The organism is Bradyrhizobium sp. B039 (genome assembly GCF_038965675.1).
Classification (GTDB): Bacteria; Pseudomonadota; Alphaproteobacteria; order Rhizobiales; family Xanthobacteraceae; genus Bradyrhizobium; species Bradyrhizobium diazoefficiens.
Genome location: NZ_CP152416.1, coordinates 2,146,312 through 2,161,683, shown reverse-complemented (window position 1 = coordinate 2,161,683; position 15,372 = coordinate 2,146,312). Strand labels below are relative to the sequence as shown.

Annotated in this window: 13 protein-coding genes; 8 read left to right on the top strand and 5 right to left on the bottom strand. The window is 64.8% G+C overall.

Annotation, left to right across the window (positions count from 1 at the left end):
- Window positions 1–28: 28 nt before the first annotated feature.
- The 4 genes from AAFG50_RS10295 (at window position 29) to AAFG50_RS10280 (ending at window position 4,890) form a co-directional block, all read left to right on the top strand.
- The gene (locus AAFG50_RS10295; RefSeq protein ID WP_028174282.1) at window positions 29–1,666 is read left to right on the top strand and encodes an FAD-dependent oxidoreductase; all 1,638 of its coding nucleotides are present in this window, start codon (window positions 29–31) and stop codon (window positions 1,664–1,666) included.
- A complete protein-coding gene (locus tag AAFG50_RS10290; protein WP_011085116.1) occupies window positions 1,663–1,857 on the top strand; it encodes a DUF2783 domain-containing protein in 195 nt (64 codons plus the stop codon). Before AAFG50_RS10295 ends, AAFG50_RS10290 begins: the two co-directional genes overlap by 4 nt.
- A 183-nt stretch (window positions 1,858–2,040) precedes the next feature.
- Entirely contained in the window at window positions 2,041–3,345 is a 1,305-nt protein-coding gene (pncB, locus tag AAFG50_RS10285) for a nicotinate phosphoribosyltransferase (protein ID WP_028174281.1), read from the top strand.
- Between the two features lie 237 nt (window positions 3,346–3,582).
- Window positions 3,583–4,890 carry a GGDEF domain-containing protein gene (locus AAFG50_RS10280; RefSeq protein WP_028174280.1) on the top strand — a complete coding sequence of 436 codons (1,308 nt, stop codon included), beginning with the start codon at window positions 3,583–3,585 and terminating at the stop codon, window positions 4,888–4,890.
- An 11-nt stretch (window positions 4,891–4,901) separates the two neighbouring features.
- Here the strand turns inward: AAFG50_RS10280 and AAFG50_RS10275 are convergent, their stop codons facing one another.
- The gene (locus AAFG50_RS10275; RefSeq protein WP_028174279.1) at window positions 4,902–5,525 is read right to left on the bottom strand and encodes a TetR/AcrR family transcriptional regulator; all 624 of its coding nucleotides are present in this window, start codon (window positions 5,523–5,525) and stop codon (window positions 4,902–4,904) included.
- A 51-nt stretch (window positions 5,526–5,576) separates the two neighbouring features.
- Here AAFG50_RS10275 and AAFG50_RS10270 point away from each other — a divergent pair, with 51 nt between their 5' ends.
- From AAFG50_RS10270 to AAFG50_RS10260, 3 genes are all read left to right on the top strand, one after another.
- Window positions 5,577–5,843, top strand: a complete 267-nt coding sequence (locus tag AAFG50_RS10270; RefSeq protein ID WP_028174278.1) for a hypothetical protein — start codon at window positions 5,577–5,579, stop codon at window positions 5,841–5,843.
- A gap of 355 nt (window positions 5,844–6,198) precedes the next feature.
- The gene (locus AAFG50_RS10265; RefSeq protein WP_028174277.1) at window positions 6,199–9,603 is read left to right on the top strand and encodes an acyl-[ACP]--phospholipid O-acyltransferase; all 3,405 of its coding nucleotides are present in this window, start codon (window positions 6,199–6,201) and stop codon (window positions 9,601–9,603) included.
- A 5-nt stretch (window positions 9,604–9,608) separates the two neighbouring features.
- The gene (locus AAFG50_RS10260) at window positions 9,609–10,283 is read left to right on the top strand and encodes an alpha/beta fold hydrolase (RefSeq protein WP_028174276.1); all 675 of its coding nucleotides are present in this window, start codon (window positions 9,609–9,611) and stop codon (window positions 10,281–10,283) included.
- Between the two features lie 5 nt (window positions 10,284–10,288).
- Here AAFG50_RS10260 and tcuB read toward each other — a convergent pair whose 3' ends face one another.
- The 3 genes from tcuB to tcuA are packed head-to-tail and all read right to left on the bottom strand — an operon-like array spanning window position 10,289 to window position 13,844.
- A complete protein-coding gene (gene tcuB, locus AAFG50_RS10255) occupies window positions 10,289–11,389 on the bottom strand; it encodes a tricarballylate utilization 4Fe-4S protein TcuB (protein WP_028174275.1) in 1,101 nt (366 codons plus the stop codon).
- 4 nt (window positions 11,390–11,393) lie between these two features.
- Window positions 11,394–12,422 (bottom strand): esterase, encoded by a 1,029-nt coding sequence (locus AAFG50_RS10250; protein ID WP_028174274.1) that lies wholly within the window; start codon window positions 12,420–12,422, stop codon window positions 11,394–11,396.
- A gap of 30 nt (window positions 12,423–12,452) precedes the next feature.
- Window positions 12,453–13,844 (bottom strand): FAD-dependent tricarballylate dehydrogenase TcuA, encoded by a 1,392-nt coding sequence (tcuA, locus tag AAFG50_RS10245; RefSeq protein WP_028174273.1) that lies wholly within the window; start codon window positions 13,842–13,844, stop codon window positions 12,453–12,455.
- 156 nt (window positions 13,845–14,000) lie between these two features.
- Here tcuA and AAFG50_RS10240 point away from each other — a divergent pair, with 156 nt between their 5' ends.
- Window positions 14,001–14,681 carry a GntR family transcriptional regulator gene (locus AAFG50_RS10240; protein ID WP_028174272.1) on the top strand — a complete coding sequence of 227 codons (681 nt, stop codon included), beginning with the start codon at window positions 14,001–14,003 and terminating at the stop codon, window positions 14,679–14,681.
- A 10-nt stretch (window positions 14,682–14,691) separates the two neighbouring features.
- Here the strand turns inward: AAFG50_RS10240 and ybaK are convergent, their stop codons facing one another.
- Window positions 14,692–15,162 (bottom strand): Cys-tRNA(Pro) deacylase, encoded by a 471-nt coding sequence (gene ybaK / locus AAFG50_RS10235; protein ID WP_028174271.1) that lies wholly within the window; start codon window positions 15,160–15,162, stop codon window positions 14,692–14,694.
- Window positions 15,163–15,372: the final 210 nt, after the last annotated feature.

The window sequence follows — 15,372 nt, the reverse complement described above, 5'->3', positions numbered from 1 at the left end:
ATTCGGCACGACTCGCGAGGAACCGGACATGACGAACTACATCTATCCGAAGTTCGGCTATTTGCGCTCGAAAGAACAGGCCGAGGGCATCGTCAAACGGCACCCGATCGTCGTCATCGGCGCAGGTCCCGTTGGGCTCACCGCAGCCCTCGATTGCGCGGCGCGCGGCCAGCCGGTTGTTTTGCTCGACGACAACGATACCGTCAGCATCGGCTCACGCGCCGTCTGCTATGCCAAGCGCCCGCTGGAGATCTGGAACCGGCTCGACTGCGCCGATCCCATGGTCGAACGCGGCGTGAGCTGGAACGTCGGCAAGGTATTCTTTCGCGACGAGCTTTCCTACCAGTTCGACCTCCTGCCCGAGAGCGACCACGAGTGGCCCGCCATGATCAACCTCCAGCAATATCATTTGGAGGAGATCCTGGTCGCCAGGTGCCGCGCCAGCCCACTCATTGATCTACGCTGGAAGCACCGGCTGATCAGCCTCAAGCAGGCGGCCGATCATGCCGAGCTCGCGGTGGAGACGCCCGATGGCATCTTCACTATGGAGGCGCAGTGGGTGATCGCCTGCGACGGCGCCAATTCCGATACGCGCAAGATGGTAGGCGCCGAATTCAAGGGGCAGTACTTTGAGGACCGCTTCCTGATCGCCGACGTCGCCATGAAGGCGGATTTCCCGACCGAGCGTTGGTTCTGGTTCGATCCGCCGTTCCATCCCGCGCAGTCCGTGCTCCTGCACCGGCAGGCCGACGACATATGGCGCATCGACTTCCAGCTCGGCTGGGACGCAGATCCCGACGAGGAGAAGCGGCCGGAGCGGGTCATCCCGCGCATCAAGGCGATGCTGGGCGAGGATACGGAGTTCGAGCTCGAATGGGTCTCGATCTATCAGTTCGCCTGTCGGCGGATCGACGAGTTCCGCCACGGCAGGGTGCTGTTTGCCGGCGATGCTGCACACCAGGTCTCACCGTTCGGTGCCCGCGGCGCCAACACCGGCGTGCAGGACATCGACAATCTCGCCTGGAAGCTCGCTATGGTATTGCGTGGAGAGGCGCCGAAGGCGCTCCTCGACAGCTATCACGACGAACGCGCATACGCCGCCGATGACAACATCCTGAACTCGACGCGAGCGACCGACTTCATCACACCAAAAACCAAGGTAAGCCGCCATTTCCGCGACGCCGTGCTCGAACTCGCGCAGCATCACGGCTTTGCGCGCCCACTGGTCAACAGCGGCCGGCTGTCGACACCGACACCTTACGTTACCTCGCCCCTCAATACCTTGGACGACAGCCTGCTCGACGGCGAGATGCGGCCCGGCACCAACGCTGCGGACGCTCCGGTGACGATTGGCGGCAAGCCCGACTGGTTTCTCAACTGCCTTGGCGCGGGCTTCGTCGTCGTGACATTCGACCAAGCGGTGGACAACGAGCGGATCGAGGTCGGGCCAATCGCGGCACGGGTCATCCGTGTCGGGCGTGACATTGATGATCCCAGGGGTGTTCTGGCGAGTCGCTACGGCACGTCGACTGGCACCACATACCTCTTCCGGCCCGACCAATATGTCGCCGCGCGCTGGGCTGGCTTCGACGAAGGAAAGATCTCCGCGGCGCTGTTGCGCGCTACTGCTCAAGACGCCGTACGGCAGAAGGAGATTGCGGCATGATGCTCAACCGCTCACCGAATATCGCCGATCCAGACGGATTCTATGCCGAACTGATCGGCAGCCAGCGGGATTTGAACGAAGAGCAAGCGCTGCGCATGAACGCTCGGCTGATCCTGCTGCTCGCCAATCACATCGGCGACCGCGACGTGCTCGCGGAGGCAATCAGCTGCGCGCGCAGCGGCCGCGGATAGGCGCGTCTTCGCACCGCCCTCGATATCAGGATGTTCGGCGTCGTTGCCGGATCAGGCCGAAGCCATCTTCCGGTACGGGCCGGCGGGGACGGGAGGCAGCCTTCCAACAGGCCTTTCCCAAATTCAGGCCGCCCTTCGCCAAACCCACTGGTTGCGCGCGGACCGCCACGCTAGAATTCGGCCATGACAGTGACCGATATTGCGAGCCGGACCTACAATCACAGCTGGCGGCTGGATCCCATCATCCGCAGCCTGCTCGATACCGACTTCTATAAGCTATTGATGTTGCAGATGATTCGGGATGACTACCCGAATCAGCAGGTGACCTTCTCGGTCATCAACCGCTCGCGCCATGTGCGGCTCGCCGAGATCATCGACGAGGGCGAGCTGCGCGCCCAGCTCGACCACGCCCGCACCATCCGCTTCACCAAGAAGGAGCTGATCTGGCTCGCCGGTAACACCTTCTACGGCAAGACCCATATGTTCTCGGCGGATTTCATCCGCTGGCTGGCCGAATTCCGCCTGCCCGAATACGAGCTGCGCAAGGTCGAGGGGCAGTACGAATTGCACTTCCACGGGCCGTGGACCCACACCACGATGTGGGAGATTCCGGCGCTCGCGATTCTCAACGAGCTACGCTCGCGCGCGGCGATCAAGGGCCGCGGCCGCTTCGAGCTCGACGTGCTCTACGCCCGCGCCAAGGCCAAGCTGTGGACCAAGGTCGAGCGGCTGCGCAAGCTGGAGAACCTGAGGCTCTCCGACTTCGGCACCCGCCGGCGTCACGGCTTTCTCTGGCAGCGCTGGTGCGTCGAGGCGGTGAAGGAAGGCCTCGGCCCCTCCTTCATCGGCACCTCCAACGTGCTGCTCGCGATGGACAACGACCTCGAGGCCATCGGCACCAACGCGCACGAGCTGCCGATGGTCGCGGCCGGGCTCGCCAAGGACGACGAGGAGTTGCGCTGGGCGCCCTATCGCATTCTCGACCAGTGGCGTCAGACCTACGGCGGCAACCTCCTGATCGCACTGCCCGACGCCTTCGGTACGAAAGCGTTCCTGCGCGATGCGCCGGAATGGGTCGCCGACTGGACCGGCTTCCGCCCCGACAGCGCGCCGCCAATCCAGGCCGGCGAGGAGATCATCGCCTGGTGGGAGAAGAAGGGCCGCAACCCCAGGGACAAGCTGCTCGTCTTTTCCGACGCGATGGACGTCGGCTCGATCGAGGAGACCTATCACCACTTCACCGGCCGCGTGCGGCTCTCTTTCGGCTGGGGCACCAACCTCACCAACGACTTCGTCGGCTGCGCCCCGGACGGCTCGTTCAATCTCGATCCGATCTCGCTGGTCTGCAAGGTGTCGTCGGTCGACGGCCATCCGGCGGTCAAGCTCTCCGACAATCCGGAGAAGGCAACCGGCCTCCCCTCGGAGATCGAGCGTTACCTGCGCGTGTTCGGCGACGTCGGCCGCGTGCGCAAGCCGGTGCTGGTCTAGCAATTCTCTCGATCGGGTAAACCGCACGCCACGAATGCGCGGCATTGGTTCGCCAATACCGCGCCAGTTCCGCTTCCTCAGTATTTGAAGCGATCTGCGCGCATCCACGTCACGACGCCTTCACCCTACGGCGCAGTCCCCCGCGTCTTTCAGGTCGAGTTAAGCAACCATCCCTTCTACTTGACGTTGCAGGCGCAACGCTCCGCTGGGGTCGTTGATCGATTTGGGGAACTAAGGGTGTTTCGCAGGACATCGGCGTCGACGAAGGGACACAGCTTCCTTCATGTCATCAAGCTCGTCTCGCCTTTCGTGATGGTCGTCGTGCTTCAGGCGGCGATTGCGGGATTCAGCCTCGAGGTGATGTCATCGGTCCGCGCCTATGTCGCGGGCGAAGCGCTGTGGTCGCGCTCGCAGAAGAACGCCGTCTATTTCCTCAATAGCTATTTGCATTCGGGCGAACCGAGCCAGTTCGCGCAATACCAGGCCTCGCTCGCCGTTCCGATCGGCGACGAGTTCGCACGCTGGGCGCTCGAGCGAGATCCCGTCGACGTCGAAGCCGCCCGCATCGGCTTCCTGCAAGGCGGCAACCATCCCGATGACGTTCCGGGATTGATCTGGCTGTTTCGCTATTTCAACCGCGTCAGCTTCCTCCAGGAAGCGATCCGCGAGTGGGCGGCCACCGATCCGATGCTGCTGGAGCTGAGCGTGTTCGGCGAGGTCATCCGGTCCGAGCTGGAGAAGGGCCCTGTTCAGGACAGCGGCCGCCTGCGATTCCTGTCGTCGCGGCTCTCTGAGCTCAACACCCAGTTCACGGTGCATGCCAACCGCTTCTCCACCGTCCTCGGCGAAGGCTCCCGCGCGATCAAATTGACGCTGACCAGCATCAACATCCTCACCGCCGTGACGCTGATCCTGCTGCTGATCTGGCACACGCGGCGATTGGTGCTGCAACGAAAGGCGTTCGAGGATGCCCTGCATGCCGAGAAGGAGCGCCTGGCCTGGCAGGCGTCGCACGACTGGCTGACGGGCCTTGCCAACCGCCGCGCCTTCGAGGCGCGCCTGCAAGGCGAGCTCGACAATATCGCGGCAGGCTCGCTGGGCCTGATCCTGCTCGACCTCGACCAGTTCAAGAACGTCAACGACAGCTGCGGCCATCTTGCGGGCGACCGCCTGCTCTGCCAGGTCTCGCGCCTCCTGCAACAGGACCGGCGCCCGCATGATCTGGTGGCCCGGCTCGGCGGCGACGAATTCGGCCTGATCCTGCCGCGGTGCTCGCCGTTCGACGCAACGGACATCGCCGAACGGCTGCGACGAGCGCTCGAGCTGTTCAGCTTCGCCTGGGACGATCGCTGCTTTGCAGTGACTGCCAGCATCGGCATCACCTGCATCACCGACCGCGACACCACGCTCGAGGACGCGATGCGGCGCGCGGATGCCGCCTGCTATCGCGCCAAGGAAAAGGGACGCAACCGGGTTCAGGTCGACGGTGTGCGGCCCGACGTCGTCCTCGTTGCAGCACGGCCACGCGAAGCTGCCCGCGCCTGAGGCCGCCCGCCCTATCGGCGCAAAGGCAGAATCCCGAGGCCCGCAAGGTGCGCGTCGAGGAACTGCTCCACCTGCTGGCGCAGCAACTGGGGCGGCACGGCCACCATGCGCTCCTCGAGACCGAGCGAGATGATGCCGTGCACCGCGGAGAACAGGGTGCGCGACAACAGCGCGATCTTCACGTCATCCGCATCCGGCAGCAGCCGCACCAGCGGCGGGTGCATCAGCGCGAAGGCGTCCATCACCATCTGAAGGATGTCGTCCGGATAGGGGCGATCGTCCTCCATCCGATGCTCGAACAGCGAACGCAGCAAATTCGCGTGCTCCGCAAAGAATTCGAGATAGGCCTCGGCAAGCCCGTAGAGCTGGCCGACCGGATCCTCGGCCGGAACCCCCGAAAGCCGCGATGTGAGCGCCTGAACGGTCTCCCGATTGACGGTCAGGATCACCCCGTCGAAGTCGCCGAACTCGTTATAGACGCTGCCGACCGAGCAGCCGGCGGCTTCGGCGACGTCACGAACCTTCAATGATCTCAAACCCTTAGAAGAAATTATGGTGCGGGCGATCTCCAGGATCAGGAGCCGTCGCCGAACTTTTTTTTGGTCGCGCAGCGATTCTTCTTGAACATTGTTCATTTTAAAGCTACTCATGTGAACATTGTTCAAATTAACCCGGAGACCTGCAAAATGCAAACCCTCGCTGTTGATATTGCCACCACCTTCGTCGACGACGCCGCAGCCCTCGTGACCGGGCTCGGCCGGGCCATCCTCAAGCGCGCGATGGCGCCGATCGATCGCATCGCCAATGCCTGCGACATTGCCGGCGTGCTCGCTGAGCGTCGCGCGACCTTCCGGATGTGGCGCGCCAACCGTGGCCGCACCCGTCGCGAAGGCCGCAGGTTCAGCCTGCTTGGTCGCTTCTCCCCCTTTCGCCACCTCGCTCACCTCACCTGAGGCACCCGCCGCGAAGCGGTTCGAATGCAAGAAAAGGCCGCAATGAAGGACTTACCATTTTCCGACATTCGCGGCCGATGTCGCGGGCCTTACCGGTGCGGTTCAGTTTTTGCTCACGGCCCGTCGCATATCCGGGTCAGCGCGGCCCTTCCGTCCAAAGCCGACGCGGCCGCAACCGGAAATTTGCGAACCTAACGAGACCATTTGGAGACCAACAGGATCGGAGGGATCGAGGGGACAGAGCAAGCCGACGACCATCGTCACTCTGCAATCGTTCGTCCCATTCCCTTCCGGTCGTGACGCTTTCACCGCCCACGAAGCAACCTCAGGCTGCCTTTCCAAAACAGGACTAGTCATGATCAGGGAATTGATGTCGTCACGCCGCTTCGCGCCGCTGTTCTGGGCGCAGTTCTTCTCGGCGCTCAATGACAACGTGCTCAAGAACGCACTCGTCATCATCCTGCTTTACAGTGCCGCGACCGGCCACGGCGACGCGCTGGTGACGGTGGCAGGCGCCGTCTTCATCTTCCCCTATTTCATCCTGTCCGGGCTCGGCGGACAGCTCGCCGACAAATACGTCAAATCCGTCGTCGCAAGGCGGCTCAAATTCACCGAGATCTTCGCCGCGGGCTTTGCCGCCGCCGGCTTCTTCCTGCACTCGGTGCCGCTGCTGTTCGCAGCGCTCGCGCTGTTCGGCATCATCGCCGCCCTGTTCGGCCCCGTGAAATATTCCATGCTGCCGGACCAGCTCGAGCTCGGCGAGCTCGCGACCGGCAATGCGCTGGTCGAAGGCGCGACCTTCATGGCCATCCTGCTCGGCACCGTCGCCGGCGGGCAGTTCGTGGCCGGCTCCGCCCACATGGGCTGGGTCGCATCGGCCGTGGTCGTGCTGGCCATGCTGTCCTGGGCTTTCGCTTCCCGCATTCCGCAGACCACGCCCTCCGCGCCCGATCTGCCCGTCGATGCCAATCCCTGGACCTCGACTCTCGGCTTACTGAAGACGCTGCACGCCGACCACCGTCTGTGGGACGGCACCGTGATCGTCTCCTGGTTCTGGCTGGTCGGCGCCATCGTGCTGTCGCTGCTGCCGGCGCTGGTCAAGGAGGTCGTCGGCGGCACCGAAGGCGTGGTGACGCTGTGTCTTGCGATCTTCGCGATCGGCATCGCCATCGGCTCGCTGTTCGCGGCGCAACTGAGCCACGTTCGCCCGAACCTCGCCCTGGTGCCGATCGGCGCCATCATCATGGGGTTTGCCGGCCTCGATCTCGCCTGGGCCATCGGCGTGACCACCAAGGGTCACGACATCACCGCGCTCGACTTCGCAACCTCGTTCGCCGGCCTGCGCATGCTGATCGACTTCGTCGCCTTCGCATTCGGCGGCGGCCTGTTCGTCGTTCCCTCTTTCGCCGCAGTTCAGGCCTGGTCGGAACCTTCCGAGCGCGCCCGCATCATCGCGGCCGGCAATGTACTACAGGCTGCCTTCATGGTGGTCGGCTCGCTGTTCGTCGCGCTGCTGCAGGCCGCAGGCCTCCATGTCGGCTGGATCTTCTTCGGCCTTGGCGTCGCCAGCTTCGGCGCGGTGTGGTTCGTGCTGACGAAATGGGGCAAGGAAGGCGTGCGCGATTTCGGCGGGTTGCTGTTCCGCGCACTGTTCCGCACCGAGATCCGCGGCCTCGAGAACCTGCCGCCATCCGGCACGCGCATGCTGATCGCGCCGAACCATGTCAGCCTGATCGACGGCCCGCTGCTGCACGCCGTGCTGCCGATCGACGCGAGTTTCGCGGTCGATACCGGCATCGCCAAGGCCTGGTGGGCCAAGCCGTTCCTGCGGGTGGTGAAGCATTACACCATGGACCCGACCAAGCCGCTGGCCGCGCGCGACCTGATCAAGCTGGTTGCCGCCGGCGAGCCGGTGGTCATCTTTCCGGAAGGACGCATCACCGTCTCCGGCTCGCTGATGAAGGTTTATGACGGCACCGCGATGATCGCGGACAAGGCCGACGCCGTGGTCGTGCCCGTCCGCATCGAAGGCGCGCAGCGCTCGCATCTCAGCTACCTCAACAGCAGCCAGATCAAGCGCTCGTGGTTTCCGCGGGTGACGGTCACGATCCTGCCGCCGGTCAAGCTTCCGGTCGATCCGGCGCTGAAGGGCAAGGCACGCCGCAACGCCGCGGGTGCAGCGCTCCAGGACGTGATGATCGACGCTCTGGTCAAGAACGCCATGCTCGATCACTCGCTGTTCGAAGCGCTCGGACACGCCTATCGCGACCGCGACACCGGCAAGGTCATCGTCGAGGACGCGCTCGGCACCAAGCTGACCTATCGCAAGCTGATCCTGGGCGCGCAGGTCCTGAGCCGGAAGCTGGAAGACGGCACCGCCGTCGGCGAGAATGTCGGCGTGCTGCTGCCGAACTCCGCGGGCGTCGCCGTCGTCTTCATGGCCCTGCAGAACATCGGCCGCGTGCCGGCGATGCTCAACTTCTCGGCCGGTCCGGTCAACGTCCTCGCCGCCATGAAGGCCGCGCAGGTCAAGACCGTACTGACTTCGAAAGCCTTCATCGAGAAGGGCAAGCTCGACAAGCTGATGGCCGCAATCTCCGCGGAGGCGCGCGTGGTCTATCTCGAGGACGTCCGCGCCTCGATCGGTGTGGCCGACAAGATCAAGGGCCTGCTCGCAGGCACCGCGCCGCGTGTCGCACGCCAGGCGAACGATCCGGCCGTCGTGCTGTTCACCTCGGGTTCGGAAGGCACGCCCAAGGGCGTGGTGCTGTCCCACCGCAACATCCTCGCCAACGCGGCGCAGGCGCTGGCGCGGGTCGATGCCAACGCCAATGACAAGGTGTTCAACGTGCTGCCGGTGTTCCACTCCTTCGGGCTGACAGGCGGAATGATGATGCCGCTGCTCGCGGGCATTCCGATCTACATGTACCCGTCCCCGCTGCACTACCGGATCGTGCCCGAGCTGATCTACCAGACCGGCGCCACGATCCTGTTCGGCACCGACACGTTCCTCACCGGCTATGCGCGCTCGGCGCATGCCTACGACTTCCGCACCCTGCGTCTGGTGATCGCCGGCGCCGAGGCGGTCAAGGACCGCACCCGGCAGGTGTTCATGGAGCGCTACGGCATCCGCATCCTCGAGGGCTATGGTGTCACCGAGACGGCGCCGGTGCTGGCGATGAACACGCCGATGGCCAACCGTCCCGGCACCGTCGGCCGCCTGTCGCCGCTGATGGAAAGCCGCCTCGATCCGGTCCCCGGCATCGAGGACGGCGGCCGCCTCTCCGTGCGCGGACCGAACGTGATGCTCGGCTACCTCAGGGCCGAAAATCCCGGCGTGCTCGAAGTGCTCGCGGAAGGCTGGCACGACACCGGCGACATCGTCGCCATCGACCCGGCCGGCTTCATCACCATCAAGGGCCGCGCCAAGCGCTTTGCCAAGATCGCAGGCGAGATGGTCTCGCTGTCGGCAGTCGAAAGCATCGCGGCGACGCTGTGGCCGCAGGCCGGCTCGGTCGCCGTGTCGATCCCCGACCAGCGCAAGGGCGAGCGCATCGTGCTGCTGACGACGGAGAAGACCGCCGAGCGCAGCGCGATGCAGGGCCAGGCCAAGGCGATCGGCGCGTCCGAGCTGACCGTGCCCGCCGCGATCATGGTGGTCGACAAGGTGCCGCTGCTCGGCACCGGCAAGACCGACTATGTCACGGCAACGACGATGGCCCGCGAGCAGGCATCCGCGCCGGAGCGCGAGGTGGCGTAATCCAGATGCACGAGGCGCCTCAATCAGGCGACGCGCGATGTCCGGGAGTGGTTCTGCTTCATGGCATCGCGCGCACCTCGGCATCCCTGACTAGGCTGGAGCGGGCGCTCCGGGCGAGCGGGTTCACGACGCTTAACATCGACTATTCCAGCCGCAGCAAGCCGATCGCGGCCATCGTAGACGACATTCATCCGGCGATCGCCCGTTTCGGCGAAGTTGAGGCGCCGCTGCATTTCGTCGCACATTCGATGGGCGGCCTCGTCGCGCGCGCCTACATCGCAAGACACCGCCCCGCCCGGCTTGCCCGCGTCGTGATGCTGGGCACGCCGAACAGCGGCAGCGAGGTCGCTGATCTCCTGCAGGGATTTCTGCCCTACCGCGCATTCTACGGGCCAGCCGGCCTCGAGCTCACCACCACGCCCGCGACCGCGCCGAATGCCTTCCCCGCCATCGACTATCCGGTCGGTGTGATCGCCGGAAACCGCTTCATCGATCCCGTCGCCGGTCTCTTCGTTCTGCCGAAGCCCAATGACGGACGGGTGTCGGTGCAGAGCACGATGCTGGCCGGCATGACCGACCATGTCGTCGTGAAGGCGTCCCACACCGGGCTGCCACGTCACGCCGTCGCGATCGCGCAGACGATCGCTTTTCTGCGCAACGGCCATTTTCGGCCGAGGTAACGGGGTCACGGCGCCGTCCGCCGTTCCTGTGCATAACGAACCAGCGCCGCGAAGCGATAGATGCCGTGCACGAACTTGCCGTAGGGCATGGTGATGAACAGCGCAAACACGGCGCCGAGATGCAGCGCCAACAACGGCCCCATGGCCGCGGTCTCGCGCAGGAGCAGAAGCAGCATGCCGGTGAGACCGGTCAGGAACAGCATGGCGATGAAGCCGACATCCATGCCGTAGCTGTTCTCGTCCAGCAGTTCCGGCGCCCTGCGCAATTTCGCGACGTACAGGCCGATCGGCCCGACGATGAGGCCGATGCCGCCGAGCGCGCCGAGCACGACGGGCAGATCCCACCACGGATACGGCGCCTCGCGTCCGAGGAGATAGTGATACAGCGTGGCGACGGACGTCGCGGCAAAGCACAGCAGGAAGCCGTAGAACGTCAGGTGATGATAGAGCTTGCGCCGGTCGGTCGGCTTGTCGTCCTCGTTGTAGCAGCCAACGCCGCCGCCATGGAGATAGCGCAGCTCGCCGGCATCGCGGATCGCCTGGACAATCGAGCCGCCGTCGGCGCGGCCGCCGATCGGCGTGCCGATATCGCGCCAGAAGGCACGCACGCTCATGACAAGCGCAAGGATGGCATAGAGGAATGCCGCGCTGAACAACGCAGCCATCGCGTTGTGCGGCATCAGTTTGTAGAACGCGCCCGGCCCGGTATGGACACCGAACAGCACGCTGCGATCGTTCAGCGCAGCAAAGCCGAAGGTAAAGGCGCCCATGCTGAGCGCAGCGACGATGCTGATCAAGAGACCATTGCGCGCGAAGGCGCCGGACAGCGCCTGCGGCCAGGCGTAGGCCGCATAAGACTCCGCGCGCGCGACCGCGAGCGTCTTCGGGACGTTGACGTCGAATTCGTGCGGCGGCGAAAACTGGCAATCGACGTAGCAGGCGCCACAGGAATGGCAGAGGTTGGCGAGATAATTGAGATCGCCGTCGGAGAAGGCGCGGCGCATCTCCATGGCGGGAAATACCGCGCAAAGACCCTCGCAGTAGCGGCAGGAATTGCAGACCGTCATCAGGCGGTCGGCTTCGTCCAGAATTTGGGTTCCGTGCATGGCTCTACTTCGTCAGGCCTTTGCCCTCGAGCCATTTCTGGATCAGGGCCGCGACCTCGAGGTTGTTCTTGTCCATCATCACCATATGCGAATTGCCCTTGATGCCGGCCTGTGGGAGGTCGACGATGTCGACGCTGCCCCCGGCCGCCTTGATGGCGTCCGCAAAGGCGATGCCGTTGGCGCGGATCTTGGGCCAGCGCGAATCGCGCTCGATATAGTCGCCGTAGATGATGAGGGTCGGAATGTTCTTCAGCACATCCGCCCTCGCGGGATCACCGATGCCGGCCGGCTCGATCGCAATCAGCGCCTTGACCTTGTCAGGCCGGGCTTGCGCGACCTTGAAGCCGAAGCTGCCGGCCTGGCTGTGGAACAGGATCACCGAGGGGCCGACGCGATCGAGCTCGGCGATATAGGCGGCGATGGTCGCATCATCAGTCGTGGTCCAGCGCGGTACGTTCTGCTTGACGAAATTCTGGTAGCCCTCGACCGGAAACTGGTTGCCCGGCAGCACCTTTCGCTTGGCGGGATCGGGATCGTAGGAGTTTGGCCCATCACCGATGCGGAAACGCTCGAACGGATTGGCCGTGGTGAGGAAGACAGGCTCGCTCTTGAAGATATCAGGATATTGCGCCCAGCCTGCGCGCCCGCGCTCCACCGCGTCGGAATTGTAGACTGCCCATCCCTTGCGCAGAAAATAATTCAGCCAGCCTTCGCGTCCGTCAGGCGTGGTTTCGTAGGTGACGCCGGTCAGTCCGCCGCCGTGCCACATCAGCAGCGGATAAGCCCCCTTCTCGTTGGCCGGCAGGAAATACTGCACGTACATCTGCTCGACCTGATACGTGCCATTGGGATCGACCTTGGCCGGCACGCCGCCAGGCGCGAACACGACCTCCTTCACCGCCTTGCCGGAGATTTCGACAAGACGCCCGCCGACATGGAACGACCCCATGTCGCGCAGGGTGATCGGCTCAGCGGCGCGGGCGTGGCCGACGATCAGCAGCGCCGTGATCGAGGCAATGACAATACGCGACATGGTTTCTCCCATCACCTTTCTTCTTGGTCCCTAGTTCTTCGCATGACGTGCCGCTTCCCGCCCTGCGATCCGCCCGAACACGCTGCCGATGGTCATGCCAATGCCCGCCGCGTAGCCCTTGCCGAGCACGTTGCCGGCCATGATCTCGCCGGCCGCGAACATGTTCGCCGACGGCTTGCCGTCAGCCATCAGCATCCGCGCTTCCTTGGTCACGCGCGTGCCGAGATAGGTGAAGGTGATGCCGGGCCGCACCGGATAGGCGAGATAGGGCGGCGTCTCGATCCGCCGCGCCCAATGCGTCTTCTGCGGCGTGATGCCCTCCGTGCGGCAGTCGTCCAGGATGGTGTGGTCGAACGTGCCGGGCCTCACCGCGGCGTTGAACTCGGTGATGGTCTTTTCCAGCGCGGCCGGATCGAGCTCGAGCTTGCTGGCAAGCTCCGCGACCGTCTGCCCGGCGATCGGCGGGAACAGCGTCGGCATGAACGAGGTAACGACGGTGGAATCGAAGATGATATAGGCAATCTGATCGGGCTGCGCCGCGACCAGCCGGCCCCAGATCGCATAGCGCTTCGGCCAGATGTCCTCGCCCTCGTCATAGAAGCGCTGGGCGTGCTTGTTGACGACGATGCCGAACACAACCGAGTCATGACGCGTGATGATGCCGCCGTCGAATTTCGGCGCGCGGGCGTCGATCGCCACCGCGTGGCACTGGGTGGGATCACCGACCTCCTGCACGCCCTTGTCGAGCAGCATTTTCAGGATCGAGCCGCGGTTATAGGGCGTGCCGCGGATCAGGAAGTTGTCAGCCGCCTCGCCCCAATATTGCTTCAGCCATTCGATGTTGGCCTCGAACCCGCCGGCCGCGGCGACCAGCGACGTCGCGCGGATCTCGGTCTCGCCCTTGATCGGTCGCTTGAGGCGGGCGGCCAGGAACATGCCGTCCTCGATCACGAGGTCCGTGACCTCGGCATCGTATTCGACATCGACGCCGAGCCGCTCGGCGGTGAGGTAGAGCGCATTCAGCATCGCGCGGCCGCCGCCGAGAAAGAAGGAGTTGGTGCGGCCGAGGCTCAGCGTGCCGCCGAGCGAGGGCTGCCAGCGCACGCCCTGCTCCACGATCCAGTTCAGGATGTCCTTGGACTCCCGGATCATGTGGCGCGCAAGTTCCTCGTCGGTCTGCCCGCCGGTGACCAGCAGCAGATCCTTCCAGAATTCCTCCTCGGTGTAGGGGCCGGTGAGGATTTCGGTGGCAGCGTCATGGGCGCAGCGCATGTTGCGGGTGTGGCGGGTGTTGCCGCCGCGATAGAATTTTGGCGCGCCTTCAAGCACGAGCACCGAGGCGCCGCCACGACGCGCCGCGATCGCCGCACACAGCGCCGCGTTGCCGCCTCCGATCACCAGCACGTCGTATTTGCTGCTCATGCCGTCTGCCCGATACGACGAAGTTGGAGACATTCTGCCCGCCGGCGGCCTCGGTCAACCGGTCTGCCATTGCGTACTTTTGTATACAAAGATATACAGAAGCTGCGCAAGCCGCATCTCTGCATGGGCAGGATGCGCTTTTTGCTTCGAGGATGCATGACGAGACGCCCGGCAAAGGCAGGATCGATCGCGCGCGGCGCGGGCGTCGCGCTGGGCGAAGCGGTGTTCCGCTCACTCTGCGAGGCGCTCCAGGCCGGCAGCTACCGCGCGGGCGATCGCCTGCGCGAGGAGGAAGTGGCGCAGCGGCTGAAGGTCAGTCGCACGCCGGTTCGCGAAGCGCTGGGCCGCCTCGCGGCGCGCGGCTTCGTCGAGCCCGCCGGCGGCCGCGGCCTGATCGTCCGCAACCTCGATATCTCCGAGGTGCTCGAGCTCTACGCCATGCGCGAGATCATGGAAGGCGCCGCCGCGCGCCTCGCCGCCGAGCACGCCTCGGCGACCGAAATCGACGCGCTCCGGGACATCGAGCAGACCTTCGTCGAGGCGCCCGCGACCGACGCGATCGAGATGGCGCGGCTCAACCGCGCCTTCCACGAGGCGATCTGCCGCGCCGCGCGCAACCGCTATCTCGACAACGCCTCCCGCGAACTGCAGGACTGGATCGCCCTGCTCGGCCCGACCACCTTCACGGTGACGGGACGCCCCACGACCAGCCACGGCGAGCACCAGGCCATCATCGACGCCATCGCCGCGCGCGACGGCGACAGGGCCGAACAGCTCGCGCGCGCACACATCCGCGAGGCGCTGCGCTGCCGGCTGAAATTGTTGCAGAAGCAGTAGAGCGCTGCGCTCACGCCAGCACATCCGCGGCGACCGCCTTCGAGACATCCCGGACGTCGGCGGGCTTGAGCCGCACCTGCAAGCCGCGCTGGCCGCCATTGAGATAGACGTAGTCATGCGCGAGCGCGCTCTGCTCGATCACCGTGCGCACGGGCTTGCGCTGCCCGAACGGGCTGATGCCGCCGACCTTGAAGCCAGTGACGCGCTCGGCTTCCGGCGGCTTCATCATCTGCGCCGACTTGCCGCCCACGGCGGCGAGCTTCTTCATCGAGACTTCCTGGTCGGACGGAACGATCACGCAGACCGGCTTGCCGTCGACGAGCGCCATCAGCGTCTTCAACACGCGCGCCGGATTCTCACCGAGGGCCGACGCCGCCTGGAGCCCGATGCTCTCCGCATCGGGATCATAGTCGTAAGCGTGGACGGTGAAGGCTACATCGGCGGCCGCGAGCGCGCGTGTGGCGGGAGTGACTTTGGACATGGGTCACATTTACCACCGTCATTGCTGGGAGCGAAGCGACGAGTACGGCGCAAACTCTCCCCGGGTCGTCCTGGCGAAAGCCAGGACCCATTACCCCAGGGAGCGGTTTGGCGAAGACTTGTCGTTGGGTATTGCCACCGTCCGCGCTCGATAGATTCCGCGGTATGGGTCCTGGCTTTCGCCAGGACGACATCGGAGTGTTTGGCGGAT